The organism is Hylemonella gracilis ATCC 19624 (assembly GCF_000211835.1).
In the GTDB taxonomy this organism is placed as follows: domain Bacteria; phylum Pseudomonadota; class Gammaproteobacteria; order Burkholderiales; family Burkholderiaceae_C; genus Hylemonella; species Hylemonella gracilis.
In genome coordinates, this window is the sequence record NZ_AEGR01000047.1 from 24,625 (window position 1) to 39,700 (window position 15,076).

Genomic DNA, 15,076 nt, shown 5'->3' on the forward strand with positions numbered 1-15,076 from the left:
TTCGTGTGGGTCGGCATACCCCCTCAAGGGGGCGCACCCAGTGGTCCGGCAAAGCCGGTTCCACGGGTGCTCTGGCCTAAGAGCCACGGGCGGCTTACATGGTCACCCGGCGCATCACGGAAGAACCGGCCTTCGTGCTCCACCGCTATGACTGGAGCGAAAGCAGCCTGATCCTGGAGGTCTTCACGCGGCATCATGGTCGAGTCGCGTTGGCAGCCAAGGGCGTGAAGCGGCCGACATCGAATTTCCGCCCCGTGTTGCTGCCTCTGCAACCCTTGCGCCTGGGTTATGCGGGTGAGGGCGAGGTGCGGACTCTCAAGAGCGCCGAGTGGGCGGGGGGGCATGTCATGCCCACGGGCGAATCGCTGCTCTCGGGCTACTACCTGAACGAGTTGCTGATCCGCTTGCTCGCCCGGGACGACCCGCATCCGGCGCTGTTCGACATCTACGCGCAGGTGGTGCGCCTGCTGGCCTCCGAGCATGGCGAGGTGCTGCAGGCGGCGCTGCGGGCCTTTGAGCTGCTGCTGCTGCGCGAGGCAGGCTTGCTGCCGGCCTTGGACATGCAGACCCTGACGCTGAGTCCGCTGGACGCGCGCGCCTCGTATTGCCTTGTGCCCGAGGGGGGGCTGCGACTGGCTCAGGCCCAGGACCGCGCTCGCTTGGATGGTGCTCAATGGAGTGGCCTGCACGCGGCCTTGGCGCCCGAGGCCTCCTTCCTCGATGCCTTGCGCGCCTGTGCCGCCGTGGCGTCCGAACTCAAGCCTCAGCTGCGTGTCTTGCTCCACTACCATTGCGGCGGCGGCACGCTGCGCACCCGCCAGCTGATGATGGACCTGCAGAATCTGTGATCCCGCGCAGAACCCGCCGCCGCGCCCACTCCGATGACCGCCATGATTCCCACCACCGCCCTTTCCGTCAACGTCAACAAGGTGGCGCTGTTGCGCAACACTCGCCACCTGGACATCCCCAGCGTCACGCGCGCGGCCACGCTGTGCCTGCAGGCTGGCGCCCAAGGCATCACCGTCCATCCGCGCCCGGACGAGCGGCACATCCGCGCCCATGATGTGCATGAACTGGCGCAGTTGTTGAAGGCCTGGCCCGACCGCGAATACAACATCGAGGGCAACCCCTTCCACAACCTGATGGATTTCATCCGCGATTTGGCGGCCCAAGGCATGCGGCCCCATCAGGCCACCTTCGTGCCGGACAGTGAGGGGCAGTTCACGAGTGACCACGGCTGGCAACTGTCCAACCACGATGCGGAGGAAGCCAAGCGCCTTCGGCCCCTGATCGCCGAGTGCCATGCGCTGGGGGTGCGCGTGAGTCTGTTCATGGATGCCGATGCGCAGGCCATGGCGGCGGCGAGAGCCTTGGGCGCCGACCGCGTCGAGCTCTATACCGAGCCGTATGCCGCGGCGCATGGAGGGGGCGAACAGGCCGCGCAGCTCCAGCGTTTCGCCGCCGCTGCCCAGGCCGCGCGGGATGCGGGCATGGCCGTCAACGCCGGCCATGACCTCAACCGCGACAACCTGACGGGCTTTCTGTGCGCCGTGCCCGGCGTGAAGGAGGTTTCCATCGGCCATGCGCTGATCGCCGATGCACTGGAGCTGGGATACGCCGCCACGGTGCGCGACTACCTGCGCTGCATCCGCGACGCGGCATGAGGGCTGCGCCATGATCTACGGCATCGGCACCGACATCTGTGATGTGCGCCGCATCCGCGCCAGCTTCGAGAAGCGCGGCGAGCGTTTCGCGCGGCATGTGCTGGGCGAGGCCGAGTTGAAGGTCTGGCAGGCGCGCAGCGCGCGCTGGCCCGACCGGGGCCTGCGCTACCTGGCCACGCGCTTTTCGGCCAAGGAAGCCTTCAGCAAGGCGATCGGGCTGGGCATCCACATGCCCATGACCTGGCGCAGCTGTGAAATCCTCAACCATGCCAGCGGTCAGCCCTACATCCGCCTCGGCGGTGAACTCAAGACCTGGTTCGAGGCCCAGGGCCTGCGCGCCCACGTGACGGTGACCGACGAGACCGACTACGCGGCGAGCTTCGTCGTGGTCGAGAAAGATTGATCCCCCCAATGACAGACAGCAACATGACGCAACACGCACCCCTCATCATTGACGTGGCAGGCGGGTCCCTGACCGGCGACGACCGACGCCGCCTCGCCCATCCTCTGGTTGGCGGCGTGATCCACTTCGCCCGCAATTGGCAGAACCGTGCTCAGCTGGCCGCGCTCAACGACGAGATCAAGGACTTGCGGCCCGACCTGCTGGTCTGCGTGGACCACGAGGGCGGTCGCGTCCAGCGCTTCAAGACCGACGGATTCACCCACCTGCCCGCCATGCGGCGCCTGGGGGAACTCTGGATGAAGGATGCGATGGCCGCCACCAACGCCGCCACCGCTTGCGGCCAGGTGCTGGCTTCGGAGTTGCGCGCCTGTGGGGTGGACCTGAGCTTCACGCCGGTGCTGGATCTCGACTGGGGGCCTTCCGGTGTGATTGGCGACCGCGCCTTCCATGCCGACGCCCGCGTGGCCACGTTGCTGGCCAAGAGCCTGATGCACGGCCTGCTGCAGGCGGGCATGGCCAACTGTGGCAAGCACTTTCCCGGCCATGGTTTCGTCGCCGCGGATTCGCATACCGACATCCCCGTGGACAAACGCAGCCTCAAGGCCATCCTGGCCGACGACGCCCAGCCCTACTCCTGGCTGAACACCACGCTGACCAGCGTGATGCCCGCGCACGTCGTCTATCCCAAGGTGGATGCGCGCCCGGCGGGTTTTTCCAGCACCTGGCTCAACGACATCCTGCGCGCCCGTCTGGGTTTCACCGGCGCCATCTTCAGCGATGACCTCAGCATGGCCGGCGCGCGCGTGATCGAGGGTCGCCCGGTCAGCCCCACCGAGGCCGCCTTGGCCGCCCTGGGTGCGGGCTGTGACTTGGTCCTGCTGTGCAATCAAAGCGTGGTCGAGGGGGGAGCACCCATCGATGAACTCATCGACGGCCTGGCCGAGGCGCAGATCAAGGGCCGCTGGACGCCCTCCGAGGCCAGCGAGCAGCGCCGCCTCGACCTGTTGCCGCGCACACCCGCGCCCGATTGGGACGCCTTGATGGTGGACCCGGCCTACGTGCGTGCCTTGGAGCTGCTGCCATGAGCGCCCAGACCCCGGCGCCGTTCGCTCGCCTGCCCGAGCCGCCGTACTACGCGGTGATCTTTTCCTCGCGCCGCACGCCGGGCGAGGGCGGTTACGGCGCCATGGCGGAGCGCATGGTCGAGCTGGCGGCGCAGCAACCCGGTTTTCTGGGCGTGGAAAGCGTGCGCGGGGCCGATGGCTTTGGCATCACCGTGTCCTACTGGCGCAGCGAGGAAAACATCGCCGCCTGGCGCCGGCACGCCGAACATCGGGTGGCGCAGGAGCAGGGCCGTGCGCAGTGGTACGAGCACTACGAGTTGCGCGTGGCCCGGGTTGACCGCGCTTGGAATGGGCCCTGAATCGGCGTCCGAGGGAGTTAACCGCCCCGGTTTTGAACTGATCTCCAGGAGTTGGACGGTTGTCATCCTGCCAATAACGCGGCGTTTCTCAGACGGTATCCCACCGGGCTGAGTCCATTCGATCTGAGTTAGATGCGCTCATGGAGACGCTAGTGGCTCAACCAGGTGCGAATATTCTCTTCGGGTACTGCCCACTGCCGTACCAGCAGCTTTGCACGGCCGAAACCGGCCAAAAAAGCTCTTGGCTACCTTGAGCGTGAACCCAATTCGGTACTTCTTCATGGCCCCCCTGAAATCCCCCCCCAACTCCTGGGGAGCAATTGAAAGCAGGAGGGCGTTGCTAACCAAACAAACGAGAAGATCGTCACTGCCTTCTTGATTTCGTCTCGACAGTGTGTTGTTTCGATCTAGGGCACTCCGCTACCCGTTGAGGGAAAGCTTCGAGCAGCCAGTCCACGAATACACGAAGGCGGTGCGTCATGTGACGGGCTTGCGGGTAGACGATCTGAAACGGATAGCGCGCTGGACGCCACTCTGGAAGGATCTCTACGAGGGTGCCATCGCGAAGCGCCGTGGCTGCTGCATAGCCGAATGTCTGAATGACGCCCAGCCCTGCGACGCAGGCGGCCATGTGTGCATTGCTTTCGTTGATTCCGATGATGTGATCGACCTTGATCTCTGACTTGTCGCCGTTGCGTGCGAAGCGAAATGGGACCGGTCTGCCTGTATTGCTCGACACGTAGGAGACGAGTCGATGGCCGTTCTTGAGCTCGTCGGGATAGGCGGGCGTCCCGAACTGCTTCAGATAGCCAGGCGACGCGCAAGTGATCAGCACGGCTTCACCCAGCTGGCGAGCAACGAGCGAAGAACTCTCCATTGCACCTCCGCGGATGACGCAATCGGCGTTCTCGCCGACCATGTCAATCGATTTGTCCGACACACTCAGATCAATGCGGATGTCTGGATAGCGCGCCATGAAGTCGCCGAGTATGGGGATCAGTACATCGCGCGCGGTGGAGCCGCCAACATCTACTCGCAGATGGCCGCGAGGCTTGCCACGCGCCAGGTTGAATGCTCCATCGATGTCCTCGATGTCACGCAGTATCCTGCCGCTCTTGGCGTAGTACTCCTCGCCTTCAGGCGTCACGGTGACACGTCGAGTGGTCCGCTGCAGCAAGCGGACGCCAAGGTGCTTCTCAAGTTCTCGAACAAGCTTGCTGACTGTCGCGATAGGCATATTCAAGGAGTCTGCCGCTCGCGTGAAGCTTCCTGCTTCGATGACCCGGGCGAGGGCGCGCATCGCAAGTAATTGATCCATCAAGGTTCCTTCCTCGGCTCCGATCAAATTATCTACTTGTGTGGATAGTCATTCCATTGATTGCTATTTTTCATTCAATCCTCCGTGCCTACATTGAGCACATGCCGCGAGTGACAGTGCTTCCCAAGCGGGCACAACAGTCATCAGGCATGCCTCTCAACGTCATCAACATGGAAATGAATATGAACAAGCAACTCGCAGGAAAGATTGCCCTGGTCACCGGGGGAAGTTCGGGCATTGGCCTTGGTGCTGCTAAGGAACTGGCCGCCCAGGGCGCACAAGTCTTCATCACCGGCCGCCGCCAGGCGGAGCTGGACTCAGCTGTCGCCGAGATCGGCCCTAACGCGACGGGAATCCGCGCAGATGCTGCGGTGCTGGCAGACCTGGACACCGTGTACGCGCAGATTGCGAAGAAGGTCGGTCGACTCGACGTTCTGTTCGCCAATGCTGGTGGCGGCGACATGCTTGCGCTGGGCGCGATCACGGAAGAGCACTTCGATCGCATCTTTGGCACCAACGTCCGGGGGGTTCTGTTCACAGTGCAGAAAGCTTTGCCTCTGCTGACCAACGGTGCCTCGGTCATCCTGACCTCGTCGACGACCTCGGTGCAGGGCACGGCGAGTTTCAGTGTGTACAGCGCCAGCAAGGCCGCAGTGCGGAACTTCGCGCGCTCGTGGGCGTTGGACCTGAAGGGGCGAGGCATTCGCGTGAACGCTGTGAGCCCGGGCCCTATCCGCACGCCTGGCTTGGGTGGCTTGGCATCGGACGACGCCACACGCCAGGGCCTGTTTGACTACCTCGCTTCCCAGGTACCGCTGGGCCGCCTTGGCGAGCCTTCCGAGGTCGGCAAGGTGGTGGCTTTCCTGGCATCGGACTCCGCCAGCTACATCAACGGCATCGAGTTATTCGTTGATGGGGGCATGGCTCAAGTCTGAACTCCTTACATGGCCGCACTGCGGCCATGCCACTCAAACAAGGAAACCCATGAAATCCGCACTCGAACTTCTGAAAGCCTATCTGGACAACATCCAGAACCCCTCCGCTGCCGCCGCGCTTTTCGCGGATGACGGCATCCTGGAGTTGCCCACTGTCAACGCGCACGCCGCAGGCCCTGAGCAAATTCAGAACCTTGTAGCCGGTCTTCTCAAACGCATGCCCGATTTCCGCTTCAGGAACTTGACTGTATGGATCGATACGCCGGACAAGGTGTTTGCCGAGTACTCCGTCGAGGCCTTTGTCGTCGATACCGGCAAGCTCTACCGGCAAACCTATGCAGGTGTCTTGATCGCCGAGAACGGGAGGATCAAGCGCTTACGCGAGGCGCTGGACACTGCGGCTGCCATAGACGCGTTCAAGAGGGACTGACTGCCTTCGCTCGGTATGAACTGGTAGCGATTGCACGTGGGTTCAGGGAAGAGCGGGAATCGTGCTCGCATTCTCTGCTCCCCTCGCGTACTCCCGAACTTGAGTGATAGGTGACCTGCGAGGCGCCGGGAACCAAACATTCGAGATCAAATGAAATGATCAGGATTACCGAAAATTCGAAGTCAAGTGGAAAACAGGTTCGGTTCCGATCTCAATACCCGCTTCTAAGTCATAGATCTGGAAACGAACTTGGTTCAGCATTCAGTGCAACTCGACAGCAATTCAGACAATCGGGCGTCAGGACCCCAGCCGGCGTCGTGGCGGCAGCAAGCGCGTCTCGCCAATGGCCATCACGAAGAATTCCTGCGCGTCGATGGCCTGCTCGCGCAGCACCTGGGCCAGGGCCCGGGGCGGTTCGTCCAGCGCTTCGTCGGTCAGTGCGAACGTGCCCCAGTGCATGCCCAGCGAGCGCTTGGCGGCGAGGTCGCGGTGGATCTTGACGGCTTCCTCTGGGTTCACGTGCTGGTCGCGCATGAACCAGCGCGGTTCGTAGGCACCGATGGGCAGCAGGGCGAGGTCGAAACTGCCCCCCGCCGACGCTGATTGGCGCTCGGCATAGCGTTCACGCAGCGCGGTGAACTCGCGTGAATACGCGGTGTCGCCCGCGAAGAAGAGGTGGAAGTCCGGGCCAAACACGGCAAAGCCACCCCAGAGCGTGGCCATGCGGTCGCCCAGGCCGCGCGCGGACCAGTGCTGGGCTGGCGCCAGCACCACATCCACCATTCCGCCAGGCGCCTGCACCGGGTGGCTGTCCCACCAGTCCAGCTCCACGGCTTGGTCAGGCGCCACGCCGCGCGCGACCAGCCAGGGCTTGAGACCCAGGGGCGTGACGAACAGAGGCGCACCGCCAGTCTGTCGGTTCAGGGCCTGCACCGACGCGACGTCCAGGTGGTCGTAGTGGTTGTGCGAGGTCAGCACCAGATCGATGCGCGGCAAATCGCTCAGCGCCACGCCGGGCGGCTGGTGGCGCTTGGGGCCGACGAAGGACAGGGGCGATGCGCGTTCGGAGAAGATCGCGTCGGTCAGCAGGGTGAGGCCACTCATCTGCACCATCACCGTGGCATGGCCGATCCAAGTCATGGCGGGCTGCATGGCCGCCCCGGCCCGGGCATTGCGGTGCAGGAAGTCCAGATCCGGGGCGACCACCGGGATCGGGGCCGAGGGAGGCGCAGGCAAGGACTTGCGACTGGCCTCGATCTTCCAGCGCAGCACCTCGGCCAGGCTTTTGCCTGGAAACTCCCGGTCAACGTTCTGGAAACCCTGGGGCCGGTGGTGCGGTTTGGCCGGGTCGTAATAAGGGTTCTTTGCCATGTGTTGACCGGGGTCTGAACGGGGGGGCGTGACGATCAGCTTTCCCGCCGCAGGGCCGGGAACAGGATCACGTCCCGGATGCTCGGGCTGTCGGTGAGCAACATCATCAAGCGGTCCAGACCCACGCCGCAGCCACCCGTGGGCGGCATGCCGTACTCCAGGGCGCGCACGTAGTCGTGGTCGTAGTACATGGCTTCATCGTCGCCGCTGTCCTTGGCCTCGACCTGCGACTGGAAGCGCCGAGCCTGTTCCTCGGCGTCATTGAGCTCCGAGAAACCGTTGCCGAATTCACGGCCCGTGATGTACAGCTCGAAGCGTTCGGTCACCTCGGGATGCTTGTCGCTGGCGCGCGCCAGCGGCGAGATTTCCACCGGGTGCTCCATCACGAAGGTGGGCTGCCAGAGTTTTTCCTCGACCACTTCCTCGAAATACAGCACTTGCAGGCCCGCCAGGGACTTGCTGGAGAGCTTGTCCTTGGCCTCGGACAGGCCGAGCTTGCTCAGCGCGTTGATCAGCCAGGCCGCGTCGTCCACATGCGCGCTGCCCGCCTCGCTGTGCTTGACGATGGCCTCGCGGATGGTCAGGCGCTCGAAAGGCTGACTCAAATCAACCGGCTTGCCGCCATACGTCAGTTGCAGCGAACCCACGGCCTTTTGCGCCACATGACGGATCAGGCTTTCGGTGTAGGTCATGAGGTCCTGGTAGTCCCAGTAGGCCGCGTAGAACTCCATCATCGTGAACTCGGGGTTGTGGCGCACCGAGATGCCTTCGTTGCGGAAGCTGCGGTTGATCTCGAACACGCGCTCGAACCCGCCAACGATCAGGCGTTTGAGGTACAGCTCCGGCGCGATGCGCAGGAACATTTCCTGGTCCAGCGCGTTGTGGTGCGTCACGAAGGGCTTGGCGTTGGCGCCGCCCGGGATCGGGTGCAGCATCGGCGTCTCGACCTCCAGGAAGCCGTTCTGCACCATGTAGTCTCGGATCGAGCTGACCGCCTTGCTGCGCGCGGCGAAGCGCTTGCGCGCCTCCTCGTCCGTGATCAGGTCCACGTAGCGCTGGCGGTACTTCATCTCCTGGTCGGCCATGCCATGGAATTTGTCCGGCATGGGGCGCAGGCTCTTGGTCAGCAGGCGGATCTGGCTGACGTTGATGGAGAGCTCACCGGTCTTGGTCTTGAACACCGTGCCTTCGGCGGCCAGGATGTCGCCCAGGTCCCAGTGCTTGAAGGCGGCGTAGACCTCTTCACCGACGGCGTCTCGCGTCACGTAGAGCTGGATGCGGCCCGTGGCGTCCTGCAAGGTGGCGAAGCTGGCCTTGCCCATGACGCGCTTGAGCATCATGCGGCCGGCCACGCTGGCGCGTGGCGCCTGCTCCAGCAGCCCCTCGGGCGTCTGGCCTTCATGGGCGGCATGGATGGCGGCGGCCCGGTCGGCCGGCTTGAAGTCGTTCGGAAAAGCCACGCCCTGGCCGCGGAGGGCTTTCAGCTTCTCGCGCCGTTCGGCGATGAGCTGGTTGTCGTCTTGCGCGACGCTGGTCTGAGAGTTCGCCGGGGCGGAGGTCTGGTGTTCGGACATGGGGTAGGGGGATGGAGAGGAAGGCCGCCTCGCGGTCTCAACCCGCCATTTTATGAGAGGCTATCATCGGCCCTCGTCACCCGGGTGCGGCGCTGGTCCCGACCCGACGGAATTGTTCCTCCTCTGCCGATCGTTCATCCATGCTGTTCCAGATCGTTTCTCTCCTGCTCGAAGTCGCCGCCAGCGTGTTGGGCGGCGCCTGCCTACTGCGCTTGTACATGCAACAGCAGCGCATTCCCATGTCGGCCAGCTCGGGCAATCCGTTGGGGCGTTTCATCTTCGTGCTGACGGACTGGATCGTGCTGCCCCTGCGGCGTGTGCTGCCAGCCTTCGGGCGTTGGGACCTGGCCAGCCTGGTCGCGGCCTGGCTGATCGAGTTGGCGCAGTTTTCTCTGCTGTGGCTATTTCAGGGCCTGGCCTACAGCTACGCTGCCGTGTTGATCCTGGCCTGTTTCGGGGTGCTGCGCCTCGTGATCTCAGGCATGACGGGCCTGGTCATCATTTACGCCGTGCTCTCTTGGGTGCAGGCGCGCAGCGCCATGGCCGATTTGATCGACCGGCTGGTGGTGCCCTTGCTGGCGCCGATCCGCCGCTTCATGCCCTTGATCGGTGGCGTTGACCTGTCCCCGCTGGTGTTGCTGGTGCTGTTGCAGGTTTTCAGCATCGTGCTGGGGTATTTGCAAGGCGCCGCCTTGTTGTGACCGTCGTCCGGGTACTTCGGCCTGCGCCTTGCGGACTGACCTGAGCAGGCGGGGCAGGGGCATATCCAACGCCAGGAACGCCAGGGACCGCCAGCTCATGAAAAAACGCCAGCGTCAGCTGGCGTTTTTGTTTGCGCCGCGTTGCCCCTCGCAGGGAAAGGGCGGCGCGAGAGTCAGGGAATCCTCAGATCAGCGCGTCGGCGGGCTGACGCAGCAGCATGGCCAAGGTGCTGGCCACGGTCTTGCGCAGTTCGCGACGGTCGCAGATGAAGTCGACCGCCCCCTTTTCTTGCAGGAATTCGGCGCGCTGGAAACCTTCGGGCAGCTTGACGCGCACCGTGTTCTCGATCACGCGCGGACCGGCGAAGCCGATCAGGGCCTTGGGTTCGGCGACCACCACGTCGCCCACGAAGGCGAAACCGGCGGAGACGCCGCCCATGGTCGGGTCGGTCAGCACGCTGATGTAGGGCAGCTTCTTCTTGGCCAGGCGGGTCAAGGCCGCGTTGGTCTTGGCCATCTGCATCAGCGAGAGCAGGCCCTCCTGCATGCGCGCGCCGCCGGTGGCGGTGAAGCAGATGAAGGGCACTTTCTGCTCGATCGCCGTTTCCACGCCGCGCACGAAGCGCTCGCCGACGACGGAACCCATCGAGCCGCCCATGAAGCCGAATTCAAATGCCGCCGCCACCACGCCGATGCCATGCACCGCGCCGCCCTGCACGATGAGCGCGTCGGTCTCGCCGGTCGCTTCCATGGCTTCCTTCAGGCGTTCGGGGTACTTGCGGCTGTCCTTGAACTTGAGCGCGTCCACGGGCAGCACTTCCTGGCCGATCTCATAACGGCCTTCGTTGTCCAGGAAGAGGTTGAGCCGCGTGCGCGCGTCGATGCGGTGGTGGTGGCTGCAGGTGGGGCAGACGTTCTGGTTGTGCTCCAGGTCGGTCTTGTAGAGCACGGATTCGCAGCTCGGGCACTTGATCCACAGGCCCTCGGGCACGGTGCGGCGCTCTGCCGGATCGCTGGGCTGGATTTTCGGGGGCAGCAGTTTTTCGAGCCAACTCATGTTGGGTTCCTCTCAGATCGGAAGAGATCGGGATGAGGCGCGCCGGCTGACACCGGCAGGGGCCAAGGTGTCGCCAATCGGCGACGGGCGCGCGAGGCGGGGATTATCCCTCCAAACTGTCCAGGGCCCGGCGGATGCCCCGCAGGAAGTCCATGGCAACCGTAACGACTTGTGCATGCGGCTTGTCACCGATCAGCTGCAGGATGCGGCTGCCGATGACCACCGCGTCGGCGCTCGCACCGATGGCCTTGGCCGTCTCTGCATCCCGTATGCCGAAACCGACACCGACCGGGATCTTCACGTGCTGGCGGATGCGCGGCAGCATGGCCTGGACGGCGCTGGTGTCCAGCGCGCCCGAGCCGGTGACGCCCTTGAGCGAGACGTAATAGACGTAGCCGCTGGCGAGCCGGGCCACTTGGGCCATGCGTTCGTCGGTGCTGGTGGGGGCGAGCAGGAAGATGAGGTCCATGTCGTTCGCCTTGAGTCGGGCGGCGAAATCCGCGCATTCCTCGGGCGGGTAGTCCACCACCAGCACGCCGTCCACGCCAGCAGCAGCGGCGTCGCGCACGAAGGCCGACTCCGCTGTGTTCGACGTGGGGCTGGCCGCGCCGTGCGATCCATGCAATTGGTCATAGCGCTCGATGGGGTTGGCGTAGCCCATCAGCACCACGGGCGTGGTCTGGTTCTTGAGGCGGAATTCACGCACCATGGCCAGCACCTGCTTGAGGCCGATGCCGGCGGCCAGGGCCTTGTCGCCCGCAGCCTGGATCACCGGGCCATCGGCGCTGGGGTCGGAAAAGGGCACGCCCAGCTCGATCACGTCGGCCCCGGCTTCGACCAGGCCCGCCATCAGCGCGGGCGTGATGTCGGGGTAAGGGTAGCCCGCGGTGACGAAGGGAATCAGCGCCTTGCGTTGTTCGCTTTTCAGCTTTTCGAAGGTGGTGGTGATGCGGCTCATGCTTTGGTGCTCCCCAGGCCCGTGGTCGGGGACGGTGCGGTCGCCGCCGCGCCACCCTTCACGGTGTGCCCGCGCATGGATGGTCGGTCGTAGAAATCGGCGCCCGAAAGGTCGGCCACGGTGCCGATGTCCTTGTCGCCCCGGCCCGAGAGATTGACCAGGATGCTCTGGTCCGGCCGCATGGTTTTCGCCAGTTTCATGGCATAGGCCACGGCATGGCTGGATTCCAGCGCCGGGATGATGCCCTCGGTGCGGCACAGGTAATGGAAGGCGGCCAGCGCTTCCTCGTCGGTGATGCCCACGTACTCGGCACGTCCCGTGTCCTTGAGCCAAGCGTGCTCGGGGCCGACACCGGGATAGTCCAGGCCGGCGCTGATGCTGTGGGTTTCCGTGACCTGGCCGTCCTCGTTGTGCAGCACGTAGGTGCGGTTGCCGTGCAGCACACCGGGCGTGCCGCGCTGAAGAGACGCGGCGTGCTTGCCCGAGTCCAGGCCCTCACCGGCCGCCTCGATGCCGATCAACCGGGTCTGCGCATGGGAAATGTAGGGGTGAAAGATGCCCATGGCGTTGCTGCCGCCGCCCACGCAGGCCAGCACGGCGTCGGGTTGCGCGCCCTTGCAGCCCGCGTGCCGCAGCATGTCGGGCATCTGCACCAGGCATTCCTCGCCGATCACGCTCTGGAAATCGCGCACCATCATCGGATACGGGTGGGGCCCCGCCACCGTGCCGATGATGTAGAAGGTGTTGTCCACATTGGCCACCCAGTCGCGCATGGCTTCGTTGAGCGCGTCCTTGAGCGTCTTGCTGCCCGACTCCACCGGCACCACGGTCGCGCCGAGCAGCTTCATGCGGTAGACGTTGGGCGACTGGCGCTTCACGTCCTCGCTGCCCATGTACACCACGCACTCCAAGCCATAACGCGCGCAGATGGTCGCGGTGGCCACGCCGTGCTGGCCCGCGCCCGTCTCGGCGATGACACGCGGCTTGCCCATGCGGCGCGCCAGCAGGGCCTGGCCGATGGTGTTGTTGATCTTGTGCGCGCCGGTGTGGTTGAGGTCCTCGCGCTTGAGGAAGATCTGCGCGCCGCCCTGTTCGCGGCTCATGCGGGCGGCGTGGTAGATCGGGGAAGGACGGCCCACGAAGTGGGCCAGCTCGTAATGGAATTCCGCGAGAAATTCCGGGTCGTGCTGGTACTTGGCGTAGGTCGCCTTGAGTTCGTTGACAGCCTGGGTCAGTGTTTCGCTGATGAAGCTGCCACCGTAGGGACCGAAGTGGCCGGAGGCGTCAGGCAAGGCAGCGGCGCCCCGCAGGGCGTCGGAGTGGGAATGATCAGACATGGTGGTTCCAAACGGTTTATGCCCGCGTCGCTGTCGTGTCTTGCGCGCGCACGGCGGCGACGAAAGCCTGGATCTTCCCGGCATCCTTCACCCCCTTGGAGGCTTCGACGCCGGAGCTCACGTCCACGGCCAGCGATTTACAGCGCGGCCGCAGCAGGCGGATGCCATCGCCCACATTTGCAGGCGTCAACCCACCACTCAAGACGAGGTGAGCGTCGACGTTTGGAGGAAGCTGTGACCATTCGAATGTTTTGCCGCCGCCGCCATACCCGTCGACTTCCGCGTCGAGCAGGATGGCTTGAGCATGGGCGTAATCGTGCGCGTATTTTACGAGGTCGAATGCCTCGGTCGTAGCGCTGCCTACAGGCCGCAGGGGAATGCGGGCGGCGCGCAGGAAGGCGCGTGGGTAGGGCCGTTCGCTCGCGGCCTTGGCCAGCATCAGGCATTGCTGGGGTGTTTCGTCGCCGTGGAACTGCAGCACGGCGTTCGGGATCAGTTCGCAGGCTTGGCGCACTTGGCCGGGGGTGGCGTTGACGAAGAGCAGCACGGGGGTGACAAAGGCCGGCAGGCGGCGCGCGAGGACCGCGGCGCGGTGCGGCAGGACGTGGCGCGGGCTTTTGTCGTAAAGCACGAAGCCGGCAGCGTCGGCGCCGGCCTGGGCCACGGCGTCCACGTCTTGTTCGCGGGTCAGGCCGCAGATTTTGATTCTTGTCCTCATGACGTGATGTTAGCGGCGCGGGCCAGGCTGGGTCTTGCCCCGTAGCTAGCTTGCTTCGGTGACACGCGGGCGCGGGGGTGTGGGGGACCACTCCTCATACGATTTGCTGCGCAAATCCAAATCGTCGGGTTCCCCCACACCCCCGCACCCGCTTGGGCTACACCGCAAATTTCAGCGGCTGCTGCAATACCGCGACAAGCGCTTTTCAGATTCAAGCGCATAAGGGATACGCCGCCCGCCGATTTCGATTTGCGCAGCAAATCATATGAGGCGGGCGGCGTACCCCTCATGCGTGCTGCCGAGGTGTTGGCATGCGGATTCGAGGCATGCCGGGTGCTGACAAGCGCGTTCGCTCAAGGCAGCCAGTCAAACGCTGGCGTGCGGTCTGGTAAACCCCAGTGGGCGTCGTAGCGCGGCCCGAGGAAATAGAGCCCGTCGGGCATGAAGGTCGGCGCGGCCGCGTCCCGGCTGCGGGCGGCGACGACCTCGGCCATCCACTCCGGCGGTTTCTTGCCCTGGCCGATCACGATCAGGCAGCCCATGATGTTGCGGATCATGTGGTGCAGGAAGGCGCTGGCCTCGAATTCGAAGCGCCAGTAACAGGTCTCGGGTGCCTCGGCGCCAGCGCGTGTGCCGCGTCGGCTGATCTCCACCCGCATCAGGTTCTTGATCGGGGACAGGGCCTGGCAGGCCGCCGCCCGGAAGGAGGTGAAGTCGCGCTCGCCCAGCAGATGGGGCAGGGCCGCCTGCATCGCGTCCAGGTCCAAGGGCTGGAACACCCAGCCCACGCGACGTGCTTCCACGCTGGGCCGCACGGGGGACTGCAGCAGCACGTAAGCGTAGCGGCGGCTGGTCGCGCTGGCGCGGGAGTGAAACTCCACGGGCACGGGGTGTGCCCACTGAACCGCGATGTCGGGCGGCAGATGGGTGTTGGTGCCACGCACCCAGGCATAGGGCGTGCGCTGCGCCTGGGTGTCGAAATGCACCACCTGCATCAGCCCGTGCACCCCAGCGTCGGTGCGGCCTGCGCAGTTGGTGGTGATGCGTTCGTTGGCGAAACGGCCCAGGGCATGCTCCAGCCGGTCCTGCACGGTACGCCCCGAGGGCTGGCTCTGCCAGCCGTCGTAGGCGGCACCGTCGTAACTCAGTCCCAGGGCGACGCGCATGCCGCGGTTCTCAGGTCCGCG

Annotated in this window: 16 protein-coding genes; 8 read left to right on the forward strand and 8 right to left on the reverse strand. The window is 64.8% G+C overall.

What is annotated here, in order from left to right:
- The first annotated feature begins 98 nt into the window (after positions 1-98).
- From recO to HGR_RS05905, 5 genes are read left to right on the forward strand one after another with little or no spacing between them, the layout of a single operon-like run.
- Positions 99-848, forward strand: a complete 750-nt coding sequence (recO, locus tag HGR_RS05885) for a DNA repair protein RecO (protein ID WP_006297218.1) — start codon at positions 99-101, stop codon at positions 846-848.
- A gap of 33 nt (positions 849-881) precedes the next feature.
- Positions 882-1,664, forward strand: coding sequence for a pyridoxine 5'-phosphate synthase (locus tag HGR_RS05890; protein WP_006297219.1), 783 nt, complete (start codon positions 882-884; stop codon positions 1,662-1,664).
- A 10-nt stretch (positions 1,665-1,674) separates the two neighbouring features.
- Positions 1,675-2,067: a holo-ACP synthase gene (acpS, locus tag HGR_RS05895; RefSeq protein WP_006297220.1), complete on the forward strand. Its 393-nt coding sequence runs from the start codon at positions 1,675-1,677 to the stop codon at positions 2,065-2,067.
- Positions 2,068-2,090: 23 nt separating this feature from the next.
- Positions 2,091-3,152: a beta-N-acetylhexosaminidase gene (gene nagZ / locus HGR_RS05900; protein ID WP_039852630.1), complete on the forward strand. Its 1,062-nt coding sequence runs from the start codon at positions 2,091-2,093 to the stop codon at positions 3,150-3,152.
- Positions 3,149-3,490, forward strand: a complete 342-nt coding sequence (locus HGR_RS05905; protein ID WP_006297223.1) for an antibiotic biosynthesis monooxygenase family protein — start codon at positions 3,149-3,151, stop codon at positions 3,488-3,490. Before nagZ ends, HGR_RS05905 begins: the two co-directional genes overlap by 4 nt.
- A gap of 364 nt (positions 3,491-3,854) precedes the next feature.
- Here the strand turns inward: HGR_RS05905 and HGR_RS05910 are convergent, their stop codons facing one another.
- Positions 3,855-4,808, reverse strand: a complete 954-nt coding sequence (locus tag HGR_RS05910; protein ID WP_006297224.1) for a LysR family transcriptional regulator — start codon at positions 4,806-4,808, stop codon at positions 3,855-3,857.
- Positions 4,809-4,990: 182 nt separating this feature from the next.
- Here HGR_RS05910 and HGR_RS05915 point away from each other — a divergent pair, with 182 nt between their 5' ends.
- Together HGR_RS05915 and HGR_RS05920 are read left to right on the forward strand one after the other, a co-directional pair.
- Positions 4,991-5,743: an SDR family NAD(P)-dependent oxidoreductase gene (locus HGR_RS05915; protein WP_006297225.1), complete on the forward strand. Its 753-nt coding sequence runs from the start codon at positions 4,991-4,993 to the stop codon at positions 5,741-5,743.
- 49 nt (positions 5,744-5,792) lie between these two features.
- Positions 5,793-6,173, forward strand: a complete 381-nt coding sequence (locus HGR_RS05920; protein ID WP_006297226.1) for a nuclear transport factor 2 family protein — start codon at positions 5,793-5,795, stop codon at positions 6,171-6,173.
- A gap of 297 nt (positions 6,174-6,470) precedes the next feature.
- On the opposite strand, the gene HGR_RS05925 is transcribed toward HGR_RS05920, so the two are convergent.
- Together HGR_RS05925 and lysS are read right to left on the reverse strand one after the other, a co-directional pair.
- Positions 6,471-7,544: an MBL fold metallo-hydrolase gene (locus HGR_RS05925; protein ID WP_006297227.1), complete on the reverse strand. Its 1,074-nt coding sequence runs from the start codon at positions 7,542-7,544 to the stop codon at positions 6,471-6,473.
- A gap of 35 nt (positions 7,545-7,579) precedes the next feature.
- Positions 7,580-9,118: a lysine--tRNA ligase gene (lysS, locus tag HGR_RS05930; RefSeq protein ID WP_006297228.1), complete on the reverse strand. Its 1,539-nt coding sequence runs from the start codon at positions 9,116-9,118 to the stop codon at positions 7,580-7,582.
- A gap of 140 nt (positions 9,119-9,258) precedes the next feature.
- On the opposite strand from lysS, the gene HGR_RS05935 reads away from it, so the two are divergent.
- Entirely contained in the window at positions 9,259-9,819 is a 561-nt protein-coding gene (locus HGR_RS05935) for a YggT family protein (protein WP_006297229.1), read from the forward strand.
- Between the two features lie 184 nt (positions 9,820-10,003).
- Here the strand turns inward: HGR_RS05935 and accD are convergent, their stop codons facing one another.
- The 5 genes from accD to truA all read right to left on the reverse strand — a co-directional run bounded on the left by accD (position 10,004) and on the right by truA (position 15,055).
- Positions 10,004-10,876: an acetyl-CoA carboxylase, carboxyltransferase subunit beta gene (gene accD, locus HGR_RS05940; RefSeq protein ID WP_006297230.1), complete on the reverse strand. Its 873-nt coding sequence runs from the start codon at positions 10,874-10,876 to the stop codon at positions 10,004-10,006.
- Positions 10,877-10,979: 103 nt separating this feature from the next.
- Positions 10,980-11,834: a tryptophan synthase subunit alpha gene (gene trpA / locus HGR_RS05945; RefSeq protein ID WP_006297231.1), complete on the reverse strand. Its 855-nt coding sequence runs from the start codon at positions 11,832-11,834 to the stop codon at positions 10,980-10,982.
- On the reverse strand, positions 11,831-13,171 hold the full coding sequence (trpB, locus tag HGR_RS05950; RefSeq protein ID WP_006297232.1) for a tryptophan synthase subunit beta: 1,341 nt from the start codon (positions 13,169-13,171) through the stop codon (positions 11,831-11,833). The genes trpA and trpB overlap by 4 nt, the downstream gene beginning before the upstream one ends.
- Before the next feature lie 16 nt (positions 13,172-13,187).
- On the reverse strand, positions 13,188-13,889 hold the full coding sequence (locus HGR_RS05955; RefSeq protein WP_039852619.1) for a phosphoribosylanthranilate isomerase: 702 nt from the start codon (positions 13,887-13,889) through the stop codon (positions 13,188-13,190).
- A 353-nt stretch (positions 13,890-14,242) separates the two neighbouring features.
- Positions 14,243-15,055, reverse strand: coding sequence for a tRNA pseudouridine(38-40) synthase TruA (gene truA, locus HGR_RS05960; protein WP_006297234.1), 813 nt, complete (start codon positions 15,053-15,055; stop codon positions 14,243-14,245).
- Positions 15,056-15,076 lie beyond the last annotated feature (21 nt).